The 19069-nt window shown below is 68.9% G+C and carries 22 protein-coding genes; 19 read left to right on the top strand and 3 right to left on the bottom strand.

Annotated features, from left to right (window positions below):
- Positions 1-4: 4 nt before the first annotated feature.
- The 6 genes from ACPCHZ_RS18270 to ACPCHZ_RS18245 all read left to right on the top strand — a co-directional run bounded on the left by ACPCHZ_RS18270 (position 5) and on the right by ACPCHZ_RS18245 (position 5342).
- Positions 5-733 carry an amino acid ABC transporter ATP-binding protein gene (locus ACPCHZ_RS18270; RefSeq protein ID WP_364980420.1) on the top strand — a complete coding sequence of 243 codons (729 nt, stop codon included), beginning with the start codon at positions 5-7 and terminating at the stop codon, positions 731-733.
- A 28-nt stretch (positions 734-761) separates the two neighbouring features.
- Positions 762-1595: a glutamate ABC transporter substrate-binding protein gene (locus ACPCHZ_RS18265; RefSeq protein WP_423486008.1), complete on the top strand. Its 834-nt coding sequence runs from the start codon at positions 762-764 to the stop codon at positions 1593-1595.
- Positions 1596-1616: 21 nt separating this feature from the next.
- On the top strand, positions 1617-2297 hold the full coding sequence (locus tag ACPCHZ_RS18260; protein ID WP_423486007.1) for an amino acid ABC transporter permease: 681 nt from the start codon (positions 1617-1619) through the stop codon (positions 2295-2297).
- A complete protein-coding gene (locus tag ACPCHZ_RS18255) occupies positions 2297-3178 on the top strand; it encodes an amino acid ABC transporter permease (protein ID WP_423486006.1) in 882 nt (293 codons plus the stop codon). Before ACPCHZ_RS18260 ends, ACPCHZ_RS18255 begins: the two co-directional genes overlap by 1 nt.
- Before the next feature lie 85 nt (positions 3179-3263).
- On the top strand, positions 3264-4358 hold the full coding sequence (locus tag ACPCHZ_RS18250) for an LLM class flavin-dependent oxidoreductase (RefSeq protein ID WP_423486005.1): 1095 nt from the start codon (positions 3264-3266) through the stop codon (positions 4356-4358).
- A gap of 9 nt (positions 4359-4367) precedes the next feature.
- Positions 4368-5342 (top strand): ketopantoate reductase family protein, encoded by a 975-nt coding sequence (locus ACPCHZ_RS18245; RefSeq protein ID WP_423486004.1) that lies wholly within the window; start codon positions 4368-4370, stop codon positions 5340-5342.
- On the opposite strand, the gene ACPCHZ_RS18240 is transcribed toward ACPCHZ_RS18245, so the two are convergent.
- The 3 genes from ACPCHZ_RS18240 to recA form a co-directional block, all read right to left on the bottom strand.
- Entirely contained in the window at positions 5339-5755 is a 417-nt protein-coding gene (locus ACPCHZ_RS18240) for a hypothetical protein (RefSeq protein ID WP_423486003.1), read from the bottom strand. The genes ACPCHZ_RS18245 and ACPCHZ_RS18240 overlap by 4 nt on opposite strands.
- A gap of 197 nt (positions 5756-5952) precedes the next feature.
- Positions 5953-6474 (bottom strand): recombination regulator RecX, encoded by a 522-nt coding sequence (recX, locus tag ACPCHZ_RS18235; protein ID WP_423486002.1) that lies wholly within the window; start codon positions 6472-6474, stop codon positions 5953-5955.
- A complete protein-coding gene (gene recA, locus ACPCHZ_RS18230; RefSeq protein ID WP_264011351.1) occupies positions 6464-7504 on the bottom strand; it encodes a recombinase RecA in 1041 nt (346 codons plus the stop codon). Before recA ends, recX begins: the two co-directional genes overlap by 11 nt.
- A gap of 273 nt (positions 7505-7777) precedes the next feature.
- Between recA and ACPCHZ_RS18225 the strand changes: the two genes are divergently transcribed.
- The 13 genes from ACPCHZ_RS18225 (at position 7778) to ACPCHZ_RS18165 (ending at position 19065) form a co-directional block, all read left to right on the top strand.
- Positions 7778-8107, top strand: coding sequence for a hydrogenase maturation nickel metallochaperone HypA (locus ACPCHZ_RS18225; protein WP_364979118.1), 330 nt, complete (start codon positions 7778-7780; stop codon positions 8105-8107).
- A 1-nt stretch (position 8108) separates the two neighbouring features.
- Entirely contained in the window at positions 8109-9008 is a 900-nt protein-coding gene (hypB, locus tag ACPCHZ_RS18220; protein ID WP_423486001.1) for a hydrogenase nickel incorporation protein HypB, read from the top strand.
- Positions 9009-9042: 34 nt separating this feature from the next.
- Positions 9043-10098: a hydrogenase expression protein HypE gene (locus ACPCHZ_RS18215; protein ID WP_423486000.1), complete on the top strand. Its 1056-nt coding sequence runs from the start codon at positions 9043-9045 to the stop codon at positions 10096-10098.
- Positions 10099-10191: 93 nt separating this feature from the next.
- A complete protein-coding gene (locus ACPCHZ_RS18210; RefSeq protein ID WP_423485999.1) occupies positions 10192-11988 on the top strand; it encodes a nickel-dependent hydrogenase large subunit in 1797 nt (598 codons plus the stop codon).
- 3 nt (positions 11989-11991) lie between these two features.
- Positions 11992-12930: a NifU family protein gene (locus tag ACPCHZ_RS18205; protein ID WP_423485998.1), complete on the top strand. Its 939-nt coding sequence runs from the start codon at positions 11992-11994 to the stop codon at positions 12928-12930.
- Positions 12930-13574: a DUF5947 family protein gene (locus tag ACPCHZ_RS18200; protein ID WP_423485997.1), complete on the top strand. Its 645-nt coding sequence runs from the start codon at positions 12930-12932 to the stop codon at positions 13572-13574. Before ACPCHZ_RS18205 ends, ACPCHZ_RS18200 begins: the two co-directional genes overlap by 1 nt.
- The gene (locus ACPCHZ_RS18195; RefSeq protein ID WP_423485996.1) at positions 13571-14218 is read left to right on the top strand and encodes a DUF6084 family protein; all 648 of its coding nucleotides are present in this window, start codon (positions 13571-13573) and stop codon (positions 14216-14218) included. Before ACPCHZ_RS18200 ends, ACPCHZ_RS18195 begins: the two co-directional genes overlap by 4 nt.
- Entirely contained in the window at positions 14215-15579 is a 1365-nt protein-coding gene (locus ACPCHZ_RS18190) for a hypothetical protein (RefSeq protein ID WP_423485995.1), read from the top strand. The genes ACPCHZ_RS18195 and ACPCHZ_RS18190 overlap by 4 nt, the downstream gene beginning before the upstream one ends.
- Positions 15567-15686, top strand: a complete 120-nt coding sequence (locus tag ACPCHZ_RS18185) for a DUF6893 family small protein (protein WP_372503674.1) — start codon at positions 15567-15569, stop codon at positions 15684-15686. Before ACPCHZ_RS18190 ends, ACPCHZ_RS18185 begins: the two co-directional genes overlap by 13 nt.
- A gap of 13 nt (positions 15687-15699) precedes the next feature.
- Entirely contained in the window at positions 15700-16185 is a 486-nt protein-coding gene (locus tag ACPCHZ_RS18180; protein ID WP_423486102.1) for a hydrogenase maturation protease, read from the top strand.
- A gap of 3 nt (positions 16186-16188) precedes the next feature.
- Positions 16189-16446, top strand: coding sequence for a HypC/HybG/HupF family hydrogenase formation chaperone (locus ACPCHZ_RS18175; protein ID WP_423485994.1), 258 nt, complete (start codon positions 16189-16191; stop codon positions 16444-16446).
- Positions 16443-18716, top strand: coding sequence for a carbamoyltransferase HypF (hypF, locus tag ACPCHZ_RS18170; protein ID WP_423485993.1), 2274 nt, complete (start codon positions 16443-16445; stop codon positions 18714-18716). Before ACPCHZ_RS18175 ends, hypF begins: the two co-directional genes overlap by 4 nt.
- Before the next feature lie 37 nt (positions 18717-18753).
- Positions 18754-19065, top strand: a complete 312-nt coding sequence (locus ACPCHZ_RS18165; protein ID WP_423485992.1) for a HypC/HybG/HupF family hydrogenase formation chaperone — start codon at positions 18754-18756, stop codon at positions 19063-19065.
- The last annotated feature ends 4 nt before the right edge of the window (positions 19066-19069 follow it).

Genomic DNA, 19069 nt, shown 5'->3' with positions numbered 1-19069 from the left:
GCCGATGATCGCGATGGAGCAGGTCAACAAGCATTTCGGCAGCCTCCATGTCCTCAAGGACATCGACCTGCGCGTCGAACGGGGCCAGGTCGTCGTGGTGATCGGTCCGTCGGGTTCGGGGAAGTCGACGCTGTGCCGCACCATCAACCGGCTGGAGACCATCGACTCGGGCTCGATCGCGGTCGACGGCCAGCAGCTTCCCGCCGAGGGGCGCCGGCTGGCGCAGCTGCGGTCCGACGTCGGCATGGTGTTCCAGTCGTTCAACCTGTTCGCGCACAAGACGATCCTGGAGAACGTCACGCTCGCACCGACGAAGGTGCGGCGGCTGTCCAAGGACAAGGCCCGCACCGAGGCGATGGCGCTTCTCGAGCGGGTCGGCGTGGCCAACCAGGCCGACAAGTACCCCGCCCAGCTGTCGGGCGGACAGCAGCAGCGGGTGGCGATCGCGCGGTCACTGGCGATGACGCCCAAGGTGATGCTCTTCGACGAGCCCACCAGCGCGCTGGACCCCGAGATGATCAACGAGGTGCTGGCCGTCATGGCATCGCTGGCGTCCGAGGGGATGACGATGCTCGTGGTGACCCACGAGATGGGATTCGCCCGGCGGGCGTCGGACCGCGTGGTCTTCATGTCCGACGGCGCGATCGTCGAGGACGCCGAACCCGCGGAGTTCTTCGACAACCCGCAGTCCGACCGCGCCAAGGACTTCCTCGGCAAGATCCTCCACCACTGAATTCCCGGCGAAAGGAAACCCAAGACCCATGCCGTCCCTCTCCGTGCCCTCCCGGTGGCGCGCCGCCGGTGTCGTCGCACTCGCCATGGCCCTCCCCTTCGCGGCGACCGCGTGCGGCGGCGGTGGCGGCAGCGGCGACAGCGACAAGATCGTGATCGGCACCAAGTTCGACCAGCCGGGCCTCGGTCTGCGCACCCCGGACGGCAAGCTGACCGGCTTCGACGTCGACGTCGCCACCTACGTCGCCGGTGAACTCGGCTACACCCCGGACAAGATCGAGTGGAAGGAGGCGCCGTCGGGCCAGCGCGAGACACTCATCCAGAACGACCAGGTCGAGTACATCGCCGCCACCTACTCGATCACCGACGCGCGCAAGGAGAAGGTCGACTTCGCCGGGCCGTACCTGCAGACCGGACAGAGCCTGCTGGTGCGGGAGAACAACACCGACATCACCGGGGCGGCGTCGCTGCAGAACAACAAGAAGCTGTGCTCGGTCACGGGATCCACTCCGGCGCAGAAGATCAAGGACGAGTACACCGGTGTGCAGCTGCAGCAGTACGACACGTACTCGGCCTGCATCGAGGCGCTGAAGAACGGCGCCATCGACGCGGTGACCACCGACGAGGTGATCCTCGCCGGCTACGCCGCGCAGCAGCCCGGCCAATTCAAGATCGTCGGCGACACCTTCTCCGAGGAGCGCTACGGCATCGGGCTCAAGAAGGACGACGCCGAGCTGCGCACCAAGATCAACGACGCGCTCGAGAAGATGGAGTCGAGCGGCGCCTGGAAAGAGGCGTTCGACAAGAATCTCGGTCCGGCGGGGATCACGGCGCCCGCACCGCCGAAGATCGACCGGTACTGAGCCGGAGGTCTGGCCCGGGCCGTGGACGTCTTCACCGAGTACCAGGACCAGATCTTCGCGGCGTTCTGGATCACCATCAAGCTGACGCTGTACTCGGCGGTCGGCGCGCTGATCCTCGGCACGGTGCTGGCCGCGATGCGGCTGGCGCCGGTGCCGGTGCTGAACTGGCTGGGCACCTCCTACGTCAACGTGGTGCGTAACACGCCGCTGACGCTGATCATCCTGTTCTGCTCCTTCGGTCTGGGCAACACACTGGGCATCACGCTCGTCGACGCGGACTCCACGACGTCCATCGTCGACAGCGGATTCCGGCTCGCGGTGGTCGGATTGACCCTCTACACCGCGTCGTTCGTGTGCGAGACCGTGCGCTCCGGGGTGAACACGGTGCCGCTCGGGCAGGCCGAGGCCGCGCGGTCGCTGGGCTTCTCGTTCGGCCAGAACCTCCGGTTCATCCTGCTGCCGCAGGCGTTCCGGTCGGTCATCCTGCCGCTCGGCTCGGTGCTCATCGCGCTGACCAAGAACACCACGATCGCCTCGGTGATCGGGGTGGCCGAGGCGGCGACGCTGATGAAGGTGATGACGGAGAACACCGCGGCGCTGTTCCTGGTGGGATTCATCTTCGCCGTCGGATTCGTCATCCTGACGCTGCCGATGGGACTGGTGTTCGGTTGGCTCGGTAAGCGATTGGCGGTGCGACGCTGATGAGCACCGCCTCGGTGTTGTTCGACGTGCCCGGGCCCCGTGCGCGGATCCGGAACATAATCGCCACGCTGATCGCCGCGCTGATCGCGGTCGCCGTGATCGTCTTCGTGCTGTGGGAGTTCTGGAAAGAGGGCCAGTTCACCGCCGCGAAGTGGGAACCGTTCCTGACGCCGAACCTGTGGAAGACCTATCTGCTCCCGGGGATTCGGGGCACGCTGACCGCCGCTGCGTTGTCGATCGTGCTGGCCCTCGCCCTGGGGTTCGTGCTCGGCGTGGGCCGGCTGTCACTGCATCCGCTGATCAGCTGGCCGTGTGCGGTGTTCGTCGAGATCTTCCGCGCCATCCCGGTGCTGGTCATGATGATTTTCAGCTTCGCCGCGTACGGCATCTACGACGTGGTGCCGTCGAAGTATCAGGCACTGGCCGGGGTGGTCACCGGCCTCACCCTCTACAACGGCGCGGTGATCGCCGAGATCGTCCGCGCCGGGGTGAACGCGCTGCCCAGCGGGCAGGCGGAGGCGGCGTCGGCGCTCGGTCTGCGGTGGGGCCAGACGATGCGCGCGATCCTGCTGCCGCAGGCCGTGACGTCGATGCTGCCGGTGCTGGTGTCGCAGATGGTGGTGGTGCTCAAGGACACCGCGATCGGCTACCAGATCCTGTTCCTGGAGGTCGTCCGCCAGGGCACCAACATCGGGTCGGCGTACAGCAACTTCATCCCGGCGCTGATGGTCGTCGGGCTGATCCTGATCGCCATCAACTTCACGCTGTCGGCGTTCGCGACCCGGCTGGAACGCCGCATGCGCCGGTCCCACCGCGGGCCCGCACCGCTGCACGCCGATGCCGTCGAGCAGGAGGGCGCGCCCGGCGCCAAGGCGGTGTAGCGCGGCGAACGTGAAGCTGTACTGAACGATTCCCGTAGCGCGAGTGTGGCGATCTTTGCCTGCGCGGTCGATACGTTCCCTTTCGATGACGACGACGATTACGCAGCCTTCTGGCCACGAATACCTCTGGTACATCCCGAACACCGTCACGCCCGGGCACCGCGGGGACGACACCGCGGCGGGCTGGGGCAGCCTGGACTACTCGGTCGACCTGGCCCAGCGCGCCGAGCAGAACGGCTGGGCCGGCGCCCTGATCGGCACCGGCTGGGGTAGGCCGGACACGTTCACCGTGGCGACGGCGATCTCGGCACGCACCACGAACTTCACCCCGCTGGTGGCGATCCGGCCGGGCTACTGGCAACCCGCGCACTTCGCCGCCGCCGCAGCCACGCTGGCCGCACTCAACGGCGGCAGGCTCTTCATCAACATCGTCAGCGGCACGGACGAACTCGCCGCCTATGGCGACGGCGAGTTCGACAAGTCCCGCCGCTACGACCGCACGCTCGAGTTCCTGCGCGTCGTGCGCCGGTTGTGGCGCGAGGAGGACGTCACCTTTCGCGGCGAGTTCTACCGGCTGGAGAACTCGACGGCGCAGCCGCGACCGTTCGCCGCCGGATTGCCCACGCCCAGGCTGTACTTCGGCGGGGCGTCGCCCGCGGCGGAGCAGGTCGCGGCCGCCGAAGCCGATGTGCAGTTGTTCTGGGGTGAACCGCTCGACGGGATCGCCGAACGGATCGACCGGCTCCGTTCGCTGTCCGACCGGCTCGGCCGCGAACACCCACCACTCGAATTCGGTCTGCGGGTCACCACACTGGTGCGGGAGACGTCGGAGCAGGCCTGGCGGGACGCCGAGGCGAAGCTCGCCGCGTTCGCCGCCGCGCCGGGCGAACTGCACCGCCGCGACCCAGGCGGCGCGGTGGGACAGCGCCGCCTCCTCGAGCTGACCGAGCGCGGCGAGGTGCTCGACTCGTGCCTCTACACCGCACCGGGTAGACATGGTGGGGGCGGTGCGGGGACGACGTGGCTCGTCGGGTCGGCCGCCGAGGTGGCTGCGGCGCTGCAGAAGTACGCCGACCTCGGCGTCACCCACTTCGTGTTGTCCGACACCCCGTACGTGTCCGAGGTCGAGAGGATCGGCCGGCAGGTCCTGCCGCTGCTGAAGCTGCCGGTCGGTCAGTGAGGAGGCGCCGTGGCGCACATCGTGGTCTACGGGGCCGGCGCCATCGGCGGTGTGATCGCCGCACAACTGCGCCTGGCCGGCGCCGACGTCTCAGCGGTGGCCCGCGGTGAACACCTGCGCGCCATCCGCGCCCGCGGCCTGACGCTCGTCACGCAGACCGGCAGCCGGTCGGTCGACCTCCCCGCCGCCGCGGATGCCGGCGAGGTCGACTGGACCGGCTCGCCGGTCGTGGTGCTTGCCGTCAAGGGTCACCAGACCGCCGCGGTGCTCGACGATCTCGCGGCGCACGCCCCCGCCGACACCCCGATCTTCGCCGCGCAGAACGGAGTGGCCAACGAGGCGGCCGCGCTGCGCCGGTTCGCCCGCGTGTACGGGGTCAACGTGATGGCGCCTGCCGGGCATCTGGAACCCGGCGTGGTCGTCCAGCAGAGTCATCCGGTGGCCGGGATCCTCGACGTCGGGCGGTATCCGGCGGGGCGCGACGACGTGGCGCACGCGCTGGCGGCGACACTCACCGCGGCACAGTTCGTCTCGGAGGTCCGCGACGACATCATGGCGTGGAAGCACCGCAAGCTCATCGTGAATCTCGGCAACGGCGTGACGGCGGCGTTCCGGCCGGGGCCCGACGCCGACGAACTCGTCGCCCGGGCGCGCCGCGAGGCCGAACAGGTGCTGGCCGGCGCCGGGATCGCGGTCGTCACGGCGGAGCGGGACCGGGTCCGTCGCGGGGACATCCTGCGGGGGCGGGTGCGCGATGACCTTCTCGGGTCGACCTGGCAGAGCATCGCCCGCGGACGCGCCGACGTCGAAACCGACTGGCTCAACGGCGAGATCGTCCTGCAGGCCCGCCTGCACGGACTCGACGCGCCGGTGAACGAGCTGATCCAGCGGGTCACCGCCGAGCATGCCCGCCGCGGAGGCGAGCCGCGCTCACTCGACGCGGGACAGGCGCTGGCCACACTCCCGGCGACGGTCGCGCACTAGGCGTTCGCCGGGTGGTAGCGCAATTCGTCGCCACTCGGCAACAGATAGCCGAACGAACGCCGTTCCGGCACAGCGCCGTCCGCGGCGATCTCGGCATCGTCGGTTTCGAAGCCGATGATCGCCCGGCGGAAGTCGACCTCCCGGTAGACCTGTGCGCCGACGCCCGCGAGCCACGCGTCCAGTGGGGCCCGCCACGACAGCGACGACGGACCGCCGTCGTCGCCGAACGGGAAGCCGCCGATACGAGGATCAGTCCGCGTCAACGCTCCCAGCGGGAGATACAGGTTGAGCCAGTCGATCCCGTCACTCAGTCGGATCGCCAGCCCGCCACACACCGACACCGCACCGCCGGGCAGGGTGAGCCGGCCGTAGAGGTGACCGAACGTCGACAACGACCGGACCGTCAGCGGCACCGCGTCCTGGTCGCGCGGTTCGCGGGTCCTGTCGGCATAGCAGCCGTGGATGCCCGCAGCGCGCCACAGCGCACCGACCGCGCGGCCGAGCCGCGCGTCGTCCCGATGCCCGACCTCGATGGACAGTTCGTAGAACCCGCCCGCCCAGTTGTCCGGATCGGTGAACGCGTCCGGACCGGGCTCGGCAGGAGAGCCGGTCAGACCCGCCGCCGTTCCCGTTCGCCGGCCACCGCGACCTTCACCACGTCGAGGGCCATCGACTGGCCGTACCCGCGACGGGCCAGCATCCCGACCAGCCGGCGCACCACCTTGGTTTCCGCATCGTCGTCGTCGAGCCGCTCGCGGCGCAGCCGGTCGCGGACCAGTTGCTCGGCCCGCTGCCGTTCGGCGCCCGCATCGACGTCGGCCAGCACCTCGTCGATGACCTCGCGGTCGACGCCCTTGGTGCGCAGCTCGGCCGCCAACGCGCGCTTGCCCTTTCCGGCATGCGTGTGCCGGGAACGCACCCACTGTTCGGCGAAGTCACGGTCGTCGATCAGGCCGACCTGGGCCAGTCGGTCGAGCACCTGCGTGCTCACCTCGTCGGGATAACCCTTGCCGGCCAGCTTCGTCTCGAGCTCGGCCCTGGTTCTCGCCCGCGCGGTGAGCAGGCGCAGGCACAGCGCCCGCGCCTGCTCTTCGCGCGTGGCCGGCGCGACGTCGGTGGACTCAGAAGTCAACGGGAGCCGGCAGGACGTCTTCGGCGTTCACCACGGCCCCGATGCCGAGCTTCTCCTTGATCTTCTTCTCGACCTCGTTGGCGACGTCGGGGTTCTCCATCAGGAAGTTGCGGGCGTTCTCCTTGCCCTGGCCGAGCTGCTCACCCTCGTAGGTGAACCAGGAGCCGGACTTGCGGATGAAGCCGTGCTCGACACCCATGTCGATGAGCGAGCCCTCGCGGCTGATGCCCTTGCCGTAGAGGATGTCGAACTCGGCCTGCTTGAACGGCGGCGACACCTTGTTCTTGACGACCTTGACCCGGGTGCGGTTGCCCACCGCGTCGGTGCCGTCCTTGAGGGTCTCGATCCGCCGGACGTCCAACCGCACGGAGGCGTAGAACTTCAACGCCTTTCCACCCGTGGTGGTCTCGGGCGAGCCGAACATCACGCCGATCTTCTCGCGCAGCTGGTTGATGAAGATCGCGGTGGTTCCCGAGTTGCTCAGCGCGCCGGTGATCTTCCGCAGCGCCTGGCTCATCAGGCGGGCCTGCAGGCCGACGTGGCTGTCGCCCATCTCGCCCTCGATCTCGGCGCGCGGCACCAGGGCGGCCACCGAGTCGATGACCAGGATGTCCAGCGCGCCGGAGCGGATCAGCATGTCGGCGATCTCGAGCGCCTGCTCACCGGTGTCGGGCTGGGACACCAGCAGCGAGTCGGTGTCGACGCCGAGCTTCTTGGCGTAGTCGGGATCCAGCGCGTGCTCGGCGTCGATGAAGGCCGCGATGCCGCCCGCAGCCTGCGCGTTGGCCACCGCGTGCAGCGCGACGGTGGTCTTACCCGAGGACTCCGGGCCGTAGATCTCGACGACGCGGCCGCGGGGCAGGCCGCCGATGCCGAGCGCCACGTCCAGGGCGATCGAGCCGGTCGGGATGACCGAGATCGGCTGGCGCACCTCGTCGCCGAGTCGCATCACCGACCCCTTGCCGTGACTCTTCTCGATCTGGGCGAGGGCCAGCTCGAGGGCCTTCTCGCGATCCGGGGCTTGCGCCATGGTCTTCTCCGTCCTGTGATGTTCGGTGATCGGTGTCGATCAGTTGGCCGTGACGCTAGAGGTAGCCACCGACAAGTCGGCCTGACCAGCATCTAGCCGTCGAACACCGTCCAGAGTAGACGAACACCTGTTCGACTCAAGCGGACACGCCGGTCACCGGCGAGCAGACATGAAATCGCACTCCGGGCCGCGCCTCGATGCGATTGTGCGTCTGCTCACCAAAACGGGTGACCGGGCCTATCGTGGGCGGACCGGCCCGGAACGGGGCACCTGATGCACGAGATGGCGATCACCCAGAGTGTTGTCGACGCGGTGTGCGAGCACGCCGCAGGCCGCCGCGTGCACAGCGTCCGGCTCGAGGTCGGCGCCCTGTGCGCCGTCGTTCCGCACGCCATGGAGTTCTGCTTCGAACTCGCCACCCAGGGCACGGTGGCCGACGGCGCCCGGCTCGACGTCGACCTGCGGCCCGGTGCCGCGCGCTGCCGCACCTGCGGCTCGGAATTCGAACTCGGCGACCTGATCCTGCTGTGCCCCTGCGGCAGTGCCGATGTCGAGGTCCTCGCCGGCCGGGATCTGCGAATACTCTCGATGGAGGTGAGCTGACATGTGCGCGACCTGCGGCTGCGGCGAGGACGGGGCGGTGATCACGATGGCCGGCCAGGCCCCGGCGCATCACCACACCCACGCCCATGACGACCACGACCACACCCATGACGACCACACCCATGACGACCACACCCACGTCCACACCGAGACGGTCTCCCTCGAACAGCGGGTGCTCGCCAAGAACGACCTGGTGGCCGCCGAGAACCGGTGCCTGCTCGCCGAGCTCGACATCCTGGCGTTCAACGTCACCAGTTCGCCCGGCGCGGGCAAGACGACCCTGCTCGAACGCACGATTCGGGACCTCGGCCGGGACCGGCCGATCGCCGTGATCGAGGGCGATCAGGAAACCCTCCTCGACGCCGAGCGCATCCGGCGGGCCGGCGCCCGCGCCGTCCAGGTCAACACCGGCGCCGGCTGCCACCTCGACGCCGAGATGGTCCGCCGCGCACTCGAGGCGCTCGACCCCGACCGCGGCACGTTGCTGTTCATCGAGAACGTCGGCAATCTGGTGTGTCCCGCCATGTTCGACCTGGGCGAGCACAGCAAAGTACTGGTGATCTCGGTGACGGAAGGGGCCGACAAGCCGCTGAAGTACCCGCACATGTTCGCCGCCGCGGGAGTGGTGATCGTGAACAAGATCGACCTGTTGCCCTATGTCGACTTCGATGTCGACACCTGCTCGCGGCACGCCCGCTCGGTCAACCCGGGCCTGGACGTCCTGGCGCTGTCGGCGACGGCGGGCGATGGTACCGCGGACTGGTATGCCTGGATCGCAGATCTGGCAAACGGGGCCAAGTCGGATATGTCTCGAGAACTCGTTGACAAGACAATGTCGGCCGGAGTAGACCGAGAGATTAGCGCCGCGCAAGTGGGCCGAAGGTCGACTCCGGCGGTGTAGGGATCCCCAGCCCGGATCCCGGAGAGCTGTGGCGATGCCCAGTGAGGCTGCAGTCAAAGCAGAAGAGGCCTTGATCCACGTTCTGTGGATCAACGCCGGATTGAGTTGTGACGGTGACTCTGTGGCGCTGACTGCCGCCACGCAACCCAGTATCGAGGAGATCGCCCTCGGCGCCCTCCCCGGCCTGCCGAGGGTCGCCGTGCACTGGCCGCTCATCGATTTCGAATGCGGGCCCAACGGCGGCGCCGACGACTTCCTCGAGTGGTTCTTCAAGGCCGACCGTGGTGAGTTGGAACCGTTCGTGCTGGTGGTCGAGGGTTCGATTCCCAACGAGCAGCTCAAGACCGAGGGTTACTGGTGCGGATTCGGCAACGACCCGGCGACGGGCCAGCCGATGACCACGAGTGAGTGGCTCGACAGGCTCACACCGAAGGCGACCGCGGTCGTCGCGGTGGGTACCTGCGCCACCTACGGCGGAATCCATGCGATGGCGGGCAATCCGACCGGCGCGATGGGTGTGCCGGACTATCTCGGGTGGGACTGGAAGAGCAAGGCGGGAATCCCGATCGTCTGCGTGCCCGGATGTCCGATACACCCGGACAATCTCTCCGAGACGCTGACGTATCTGCTCTACATGGCGACCGACCAGGCGCCGATGATCCCGCTCGACGACGCGCTGCGGCCGCAGTGGCTGTTCGGTCAGACTGTGCACGAGGGGTGTGACCGGGCCGGCTACTACGAGCAGGGCGACTTCGCCGACGAGTACGGCTCGCCGAAATGCATTGTCAAGCTTGGCTGCTGGGGTCCGGTCGTCAAGTGCAACGTGCCCAAGCGCGGGTGGATCAACGGTATCGGCGGGTGCCCGAACGTGGGTGGCATCTGCATCGGCTGCACCATGCCCGGGTTCCCGGACAAGTTCATGCCGTTCATGGACGAGCCGCCCGGCGGCAAGGTGTCCACGACGGCGTCGGGCCTGTACGGCTCGGTGATCCGCAGTCTGCGCCACGTCACGGGCAAGACCGTCGACAAAGAACCGAAGTGGCGCCATCCCGGCCTGAAACTCGAGACCGGAGCGACTCGTACCTGGTAGTGCCGCCGCAATAGACCGCACTCAAGCAGGCGAGGCCATCGTGGGCACGATGCTGCCCGCGCATTGATATTTCGATGAAAGCAGTGCAGTCCGATGACAACGACAGTTCCCGAGCCCTCCCTTGTGAAGCGCGATCCCGGCCAACTGGTCGAGATGGCGTGGGACCCCATCACCCGCATCGTCGGCAGCCTCGGCATCTACACCAAGATCGACTTCGAGAACCGGGAGGTCGTCGAGTGCCACAGCACATCGTCGATCTTCCGCGGCTACTCGATCTTCATGAAGGGCAAGGACCCCCGCGACGCGCACTTCATCACCAGCCGCATCTGCGGGATCTGCGGTGACAACCACGCCACCTGTTCGTGTTACGCGCAGAACATGGCCTACGGGGTGCAGCCGCCGCACGTCGCGGAGTGGATCGTCAACCTCGGCGAGGCCGCGGAATACATGTTCGACCACAACATCTTCCAGGAGAACCTGGTCGGGGTCGACTACTGCGAGAAGATGGTCGCCGAGACCAATCCGAGTGTGCTGGCCAAGGCCGAGAACACCCAGGCCCCGCACGCCGACATGCACGGGCATCGCACCATCGCCGACATCATGCGGGCGCTCAATCCGTTCACCGGCGAGTTCTACCGCGAGGCCCTTCAGGTCAGCCGGTGGACGCGGGAGATGTTCTGCCTGATGGAGGGTCGCCACGTGCATCCCTCCACGCTCTACCCCGGCGGTGTCGGCACGGTCGCCACCATCCAGTTGATGACCGACTACATGACCCGGCTGATGCGCTACGTGGAGTTCATGAAGAAGGTCGTGCCGATGCACGACGATCTCTTCGACTTCTTCTACGAGGCGCTGCCCGGATACGAACAGGTGGGCCTGCGGCGCACACTGCTGGGCTGCTGGGGCTCGTTCCAGGACCCCGAGCACTGCAACTTCGCCTACAAGGACATGGAGAACTGGGGCCGCAAGATGTTCGTCACCCCGGGGGTGGTGGTGGACGGAAAGCTGGTCACCACCTCCCTGGTGGACATCAACCTCGGCATCCGGATCCTGCTCGGCAGTTCGTATTACGACGACTGGGAAGACCAGGAGATGTTCGTCAAGAACGACCCGCTGGGCAACCCCGTCGACCGGCGGCACCCGTGGAACCAGCACACCAACCCCAAGCCGCAGAAGCGCGACTTCGACGAGAACTACAGCTGGGTGATGTCGCCGCGCTGGTGGGACGGCAAGGACCACCTGGCGCTCGACACCGGTGGCGGTCCGCTGGCCCGGTTGTGGTCCACCGCGCTGGCCGGCCTCGTCGACATCGGCTATGTGAAGTCGACCGGTCACAGCGTGCAGATCAATCTGCCCAAGACCGCCCTGAAGGGTCCGGTCGAGTTCGAGTGGAAGATCCCGCAGCACGGCAGCAACACCATTGAACGCAACCGCGCCAGAACGTATTTCCAGGCCTACGCCGCGGCGTCGGCACTGCACTTCGCGGAGAAGGCGCTCACCGAGATCCGGGCCGGGCGGACCAAGACCTGGGAGAAGTTCGACGTCCCCGACGAGGGCATCGGCTGCGGGTTCACCGAGGCGGTGCGCGGTGTGCTCAGCCACCACATGGTGATCCGGGACGGCAAGATCGCCAACTACCACCCGTACCCGCCGACCCCGTGGAACGCCAATCCGCGGGACAGCTACGGCACGCCGGGGCCGTACGAGGATGCGGTGCAGGGGCAGCCGATCTTCGAGGAGAACGATCGCGAGCACTTCAAGGGCATCGACATCATGCGCACCGTGCGCAGTTTCGATCCGTGCCTGCCGTGCGGGGTGCACATGTACCTGGGTGAAGGAAAGAGCCTCGACCTGCTCCACTCCCCCACCCAGTCGGTCACCGGGGAATAGGCGATGCGCCCATCGGAATCGCCGCCCGTGGGCGACGCCGAGGCCGACGCGCGCTGGCGTACCGCAGGCGACCGGATCCAGATTCTGCTGGACGCCAGCGCAATCGGCGGGGTGAGCTCGAGGGAGCGCGCCGAGCAGCTGGTGCGGGAGGTCACCGACCTCTACGGCGCAGGCCTGGAGCGGATGATGCTGCTGGCGGTACGCGCGAAGCCGGAACTCGCCGACGAATTCGTCGGCGACGACCTGGTGGCCAGCCTGCTGCTGGTGCACGGCCTGCATCCGCACACCGTCGAGCGCCGCATCGCCGACGCGCTGGACACCGTCCGGCCCTACCTGGGATCTCACGGCGGCGACGTGCACCTGCTCGGCGTCGACGGCGAGGTGGTCCGGCTGCAGTTCTCCGGGAGCTGCAAGAGCTGTCCGTCGTCGGCGGTCACGCTCGAATTGGCCGTGGAGGACGCGGTGCGGGCCGCGGCGCCGGAGATCGCGTCCATCGAGGTCGTCGCTGCGGACAAGGACCCGGTTTCGGCTGTCATCCCCGCGGAGTCGCTGCTGAACCGCGTCCGGGCCGAGCGGCATCCACCGGCGGACTGGCATCCGGTCCCCGACCTCGAGGCGCTCGCCGCCGGCGAGGTCGGCGGGTTCATGGTGGCGGGCACCACGGTGCTGGCGTGCCGGGTCGGCGACGACCTGTTCGCCTACCGGGACGGGTGCGGCGGATGCGGCGAATCCCTGGCGGGCGCGGTGCTGCACCGGCGGATGGGTTCGGCGGACGTGGTGCTGCGATGCCCGCACTGCCGCGCACATTTCGACGTCGCACACGGCGGGCGATCTGTCGACGACGACCGGCCGGCCGCCCACCTCGACCCGGTGCCGATGCTGGTGCGCGACGGGGTGCTGGCGATGGCGCTGCCCGCCGCGGCGGCCGAGAGTGTCGCCTGATGACGGCCTACGACGTGCTGGCGCGGATCCGGGCCAACCGCACGACGCCACAGGCCGCAGGCGAACGCTGCGAGATGTGCGCCGAGCAGATCGCCGATGCGCACCAGCACGTGGTGAACGTCGCAGGCCGACAACTGCTGTGCGTGTGCCGCGGGTGCTATCTGCTGTTCACCGACACTCACGCCGAGCTGCGCTTCCGTGCCGTGCCCGACCGGTACCTGGAGTTCCCGGACTTCGCCTTGGACCGCCGGTCGTGGGAGGCACTGCAGATCCCGGTGGGCCTGGCCTTCTTCTTCCGCAACTCCGACCTCGGGCGCACGGTGGCGTTCTATCCCGGACCGGCCGGGGCCACGGAGTCCGAGCTGGACCTGCTGGCGTGGAACGACATTCGTGCCGCCGATCCGCGGGTGGACACCATGGCCGACGACACCGAGGCATTGCTGGTGCGGGTCCCCTTCCATGACGACGAAGACGACGAGAGCCGGCCGCCGATCTGTCATCTGCTGCCGATCGACGCCTGTTACGAGTTCGTCGGCAGGCTGCGGATGGTGTGGCGGGGCTTCGACGGTGGCCGGGAGGCGCGCGACTACATGGCCGACTTCTTCGGTGCCGTCGCCGACCGCAGCAAGGTGGTGGTCCGGTGACCGCTCCGACCACCGAGGTGACGTTCGAGGTGCTGGACGTGGCGCCCGAACCGTACGCGGTGACGCCCGTGCTGAGCGCGCGCATCGGCGTGTCCGCAACCGGTGACCAACCCGTGCACGCCATCGCGCTGCGCTGCCAGGTCAGGATCGACCCGCTGCGCCGCGGATACGACGACGCCGAGGCGGTCGGCCTGACCGACCTGTTCGGGCCCCGGGAGCGTTGGGGCAGGACACAGCACACCTTCCTGTGGCAGCACACCGCCGCGATGATCCCCGGTTTCACCGGGTCCACCCGGGTCGACCTGCCACTGGAGTGCACCTACGACTTCGAGGTGGTCGCCGCGAAGTACCTGCACGCACTGCGCGGCGGTGCGGTGCCGCTGCAGTTCCTGTTCAGCGGAACGGTGTTCGTCCAGGGTTCACACGGCTTCGGCGTGCAGCAGGTGCCGTGGGACCGCGAGGACCGACACGACATGCCGGTGTCGGTGTGGCGCGACCTGGTCCACCTGCACTACCCGAACACCGGTTGGGTGCGGCTGGACCACGACACCGTCGAAGCGCTGGCCGGTTACCGGTCGGCGCACGGTCTGCTCTCGCTGGACGAGGCGGTCACCACCCTGCTGTCCAGGACGCCGGTCCCGTGAGTGCCGACTGGAACCGGGCCCGCGCCGTCGCCGACGCGGTGCTCTACGAGGGCTACCTGCTGTATCCCTACCGGGCGACGTCCCAGAAGAACCAGTCCCGCTGGCAGTTCGGCGTCCTCGGCCCGCCCGGCGCCGAAGCCGCAGGCATCGGCGAGGACGACCGGCTCTGCGCGCAGCTCCTGGTCCAGCCGGGCGAATTGGTCCAGCCGGGCGAATCGCCGACGTTGACCGTCGTCGTGCGATTCCTGCAGTTGCAGCACCGCGCCGCGATGCGCGACACCGGCGACGGCCGCGTCGAGGCCGTCGACGAGTTGGTCACCGCGGGCGGTTCATGGATCACGTGGGACGAGGCGGTGGAATGCGAGGCCGGCTTCGGCCCGGTCGGCATCGACGACCTGCGCGCCGGGCAGACGCATCCGATCGTGGTGCCGGCGGGCACCGACGTCGAGATTCTCACCGGCGGACGGCTGGTGCGCACCCGTCGGGCACTGAGCGCCGAACTGATCCTGAAGGCCGAACCCGACGGCGACCTGTTCCGGGTGAGCGTGACGGTGCGCAACACCGCTGCGCCCGCCGAAGACAAGGCGGCGGCGATCGCCACGTCGTTGATCGGCACCCACCTCATCGGCGAGATCAGCGGCGGCGAGTTCGTCTCGCTGCTCGAGCCGCCACAGGCCGCCGCCGAGGCCGTCGCGCGCTGCGTCAGGCACCGGTGCTTCCCGGTGCTCGCCGGTCCGGCGGGGGAACGCGACCTCGTACTGGTGTCGCCGATCATCCTCTACGACCACCCCGAGATCGCCGAACAGAGCGACGGCGCCCTGTACGACTCCTGCGAGATCGACGAGATCCTCACGCTGCGGATCATGACGATGACCGACGAGGAGAAGGCCCAGGCCCGCGCCACCGACCCACTCGCCGCAGCGATCATCGACCGCTGCGACACCATGTCGCCCGAGGCGATGATGAACCTCCATGGCGTGCTGCGGAATCCGCATGCGGCGGTCGGCGCCCCCGCGCTGGTCCCGGAGGTCCCCGACGGCGTCGACTGGTGGGATCCGGTCGCGGACAACGCCGTCGACCCGGGTATCGACGCGGTGCTGGTGAACGGTGTGCCGGTCAGCCGCGGCAGCCGGGTCCGGCTGCACCCGTCGCGCCGCGCCGACGCGCAGGACCTGTTCTACACCGACAAGGTCGCCCGGGTCACCTCGGTGCACGAGACGGTCGACGGCGAGACCCACATCGGTGTGGTGATCGAGGACGATCCCGCCGCCGACCTGCACGAGTGGTACGGCCGCTACCTGTACTTCGCACCCGACGAAGTCCAGCCGCTTCCCGAGAGGAGTTCGATATGCAGACAGTAGGGGTGACGGCGACGGTCGTCGTGGGTCTGGTGGTGGTCGCCGGCCTGGTGCTCGGCGTGCGGTCGATACCCGACGTCAAGCGGTACCTGAAGATCCGCCGGATGTGACAGGGGCGCAGGCATCACGTCCAGAATCCTGATTGCCGGCATCGGCAACATCTTCCTCGGTGACGACGGTTTCGGCCCCGAGGTGGTGCGTCGTGTGCCGCAGCGGCTCGCCGGACCCGACGTCACGGTCACCGACTACGGCATCCGCGGCATGCACCTGGCCTACGATCTGCTCGACGGCTACGACGCCCTGGTGCTCGTCGACGCGCTGCCCGGTCGCGGCACGCCCGGCACCCTGCACGTCATCGAGGCCGACCACGAGAGTCTCTCGGGCACTGCGCGTCTGGATGCGCATGCCATGGACCCCGCGGCGGTGTTCGCGAGCGTGTACGCGCTCGGCAGCACCCCGCCGCGCACCGTGGTGATCGGCTGCGAGGTCGCCGACGTCGAGGACGGCATCGGCCTGAGCGCCCCGGTCGCCGCGGCGGTGCCCGGGGCGGTGCGGGCGGTCGAGGACGTGGTCACCCTGCTGCTGACCAGCGCACCCGTGGAGGGCTGAGCGATGTGCCTCGGAATACCCGGTCAGGTGGTGCGGATGCTCGACGGCTACGGCGACCAACTCGCGCTCGTCGACGTCGTCGGTGAGCATCGCAAGGTCAACATCGGCATGCTGCCCGACGACGTGTTCGCGCCCGGTGACTGGGTGATCATTCACATGGGGTTCGTCGTGGAGCGGACCGACCGCGCGGGGGCGGCCGAGGCGCTGGCCGGTCTGCAGATGATGGGTCGCGGGGTCCCGCCGGGGGATGCGCCGCCATGACCCGGCAGCGGCTGCGGATCTGTGCGCACGGCGTCGTCCAGGGCGTGGGCTTCCGCCCGTTCGTCTACAGCACCGCAGCCACCCTCGGCCTGTCCGGATCGGTGCGCAACGACAGCGCGGGCGCCGTGATCGAGATCGAGGGCGACCCGGGCGCCGTCCGCACGTTCCTGACCCGGCTGCGTGACCATCCCCCGCCACTGGCCGTCATCGAAGACCTCGAGGTCCGCGACCTGCCGTGCGTCGGCGGCACCGGGTTCACGATCGCCGACACGTCCCGCTCCTCCGGTGGCCGCACGCTCACCTCTCCCGACGTCGCCGTGTGCGCCGAATGCATTGCCGAGCAACGCGACCAGGCGGATCGGCGGCACCGGCACCCGTTCATCAACTGCACCAACTGCGGGCCGCGGTTCACCATCATCGGCGCGTTGCCGTACGACCGGGCGAACACCACGATGGCGGACTTCGCGATGTGCGCCGCGTGTGCCCGCGAATACGCCGATCCCGCCGACCGCCGATTCCACGCACAGCCCGTGTGCTGCCCGGATTGCGGTCCGTCGCTGGGTTTCCGCACGGGCACCGGCCTGCAGACCGGCGGCGAAGACGGCCTCCGGCAGGCCCGTCGCCTACTGCGTGCGGGAGGTGTGCTCGCGGTCAAGGGCATCGGCGGCTATCACCTGGCGTGCGACGCCGCGAACACGCACGCGGTCGCGGAGCTGCGCAGGCGCAAGCGGCGCGGTGACAAGCCGTTCGCGGTCATGGTGCCGGACCTGGCGGGGGCGCGCCTGCTCGTCGACGTCGACGAGTGCACCGCCGCGGTGCTGTCCGGCGCGGCGCGACCCATCGTGCTGCGGCCCCGGCGCTCCGACGGCCCTGTCGCCGTCGCGGTGGCCCCCCACAACCCCGATCTCGGCGTGATGCTGGCCTACACGCCGCTGCATCTGCTGCTGTTCGGGCTGCCCGGCGACGAACCCGGCCCGCAGGTGCTGGTGATGACGTCGGGCAATCTCGGTGGCGAGCCGATCTGCTTCGCCGACGACGACGCGTTCGAGCGGCTCGCCGCCCTGGCCGACGGCTGGCTGACGCACGACCGGGAGATCCTGGTGCCCTGCGACGACTCGGTGGTGCGCGTCCTCGACGGTGCCGAGATGCCGATCCGCCGGTCCCGCGGCCATGCCCCGCTTCCGGTCGCACTGCCCGTGGCCGTGCCGCCTGCGATCGCAGTGGGCGGCGACCTGAAGAACACGCTGGCGGTCGCCGAGGGCCGCTATGCGTGGCTGAGCCAGCACATCGGCGACATGGACGACCTGGCGACGCTGTCCGCGTTCGACACCGCCGAGCGGCATCTGCGCGCACTGACCGGCGTCTTCCCCGGTGTGCTGATCGCCGATGCCCACCCGGGATACCGGTCCACCGGCTGGGCGCACCGCAACGCCGCGGGCCGCCCCGTGCGGAAAGTGCAACACCACCACGCGCACATCGCCGCGGTGATGGCCGAGCACGGCCTCGACGGCAGCGAGCAGGTACTCGGATTCGCCTTCGACGGAACGGGTTACGGAGACGACGGAGCGGTCTGGGGCGGCGAGGTGCTGCTGGCCGACTACAAGGGTTACCGCAGGCTCGCTGCGCTGAGCTACGTTCCGCTGGCCGGCGGTGACCTCACCGTCCGGCGGCCCTACCGGATGGCCCTGGCGCACCTCTGGGCGGCCGGGCTGCCGTGGGATGCGGACCTGCCGCCCGTGCAGGCCTGCCCGCCGGACGAACGGCGGGTCCTGCGCCACCAGCTGGAGACCGGGCTGGGTTGCGTGCCCACTTCGAGCATGGGCCGGCTGTTCGACGCGGTGGCGGCGATGGTGGGTGTCCGGCAGACCGTCGAGTATGAGGCACAGGCCGCCATCGAACTCGAAGGGCTGGCCCGCGGCGCCGAACCCGACTGCGGCGCCTATCGATTCGATATCGACGGACCCACCGTGGGTCCGGGCCCCGTCCTGTCGGCGGTGATCGCCGACGTGCGTGCGGGAGTCCCCACCCGGGTCGTCGCCGCTCGGTTCCACCGCGCGGTGGCCGACCTGGTGGTCCACCTGGCCGGTGTGTGCGGCGGACCGGAGCGGACGGTCGCGCTGTCGGGCGGCGTGTTCTGCAACGCCCTGTTGCTGCACACCACGGTGACCGCATTGCGGACGGCGGGTTTCACCGTGCTGACCCACCGGCACGTCCCCCCGAACGACGGGGGAATCGCGCTGGGACAGTTGATGATCGGGACGTCGGGATGACGACGCCCCAGGAGCGGACGAGAGAGAGGATGCGCCCATGTGTCTAGCGGTGCCGGGCAGGATACTGCGCGTCGAGGACCGGGACGGCGCGCTGATGTCGATGGTGGACTTCGGCGGGATCCAGAAGGACGTCTGCCTGGAATACATTCCCGACGCCCGGGTCGGTGAGTACGTGATGGTCCACGTCGGATTCGCCATCCAGCGTCTCGACGAGGAATCGGCCAAACGCACGCTCGCCGAATTCGAGCACCTCGGCGTGCTCAACGAGGAATTCGGCGACGGCTTCGAACTGGCGGCCAGACAGGCCGGGCTGCAGAACCCCCAACACACGGAAAACGGGCAGAGGTGACGTC

Origin of the sequence: Mycobacterium sp. NPDC050041 (genome assembly GCF_049541695.1) — a bacterium.
Lineage (GTDB): Bacteria > Actinomycetota > Actinomycetes > Mycobacteriales > Mycobacteriaceae > Mycobacterium.
The sequence above is the reverse complement of the archived record's forward strand: the minus strand, read 5'-3'. Positions and strand labels throughout refer to the sequence as shown.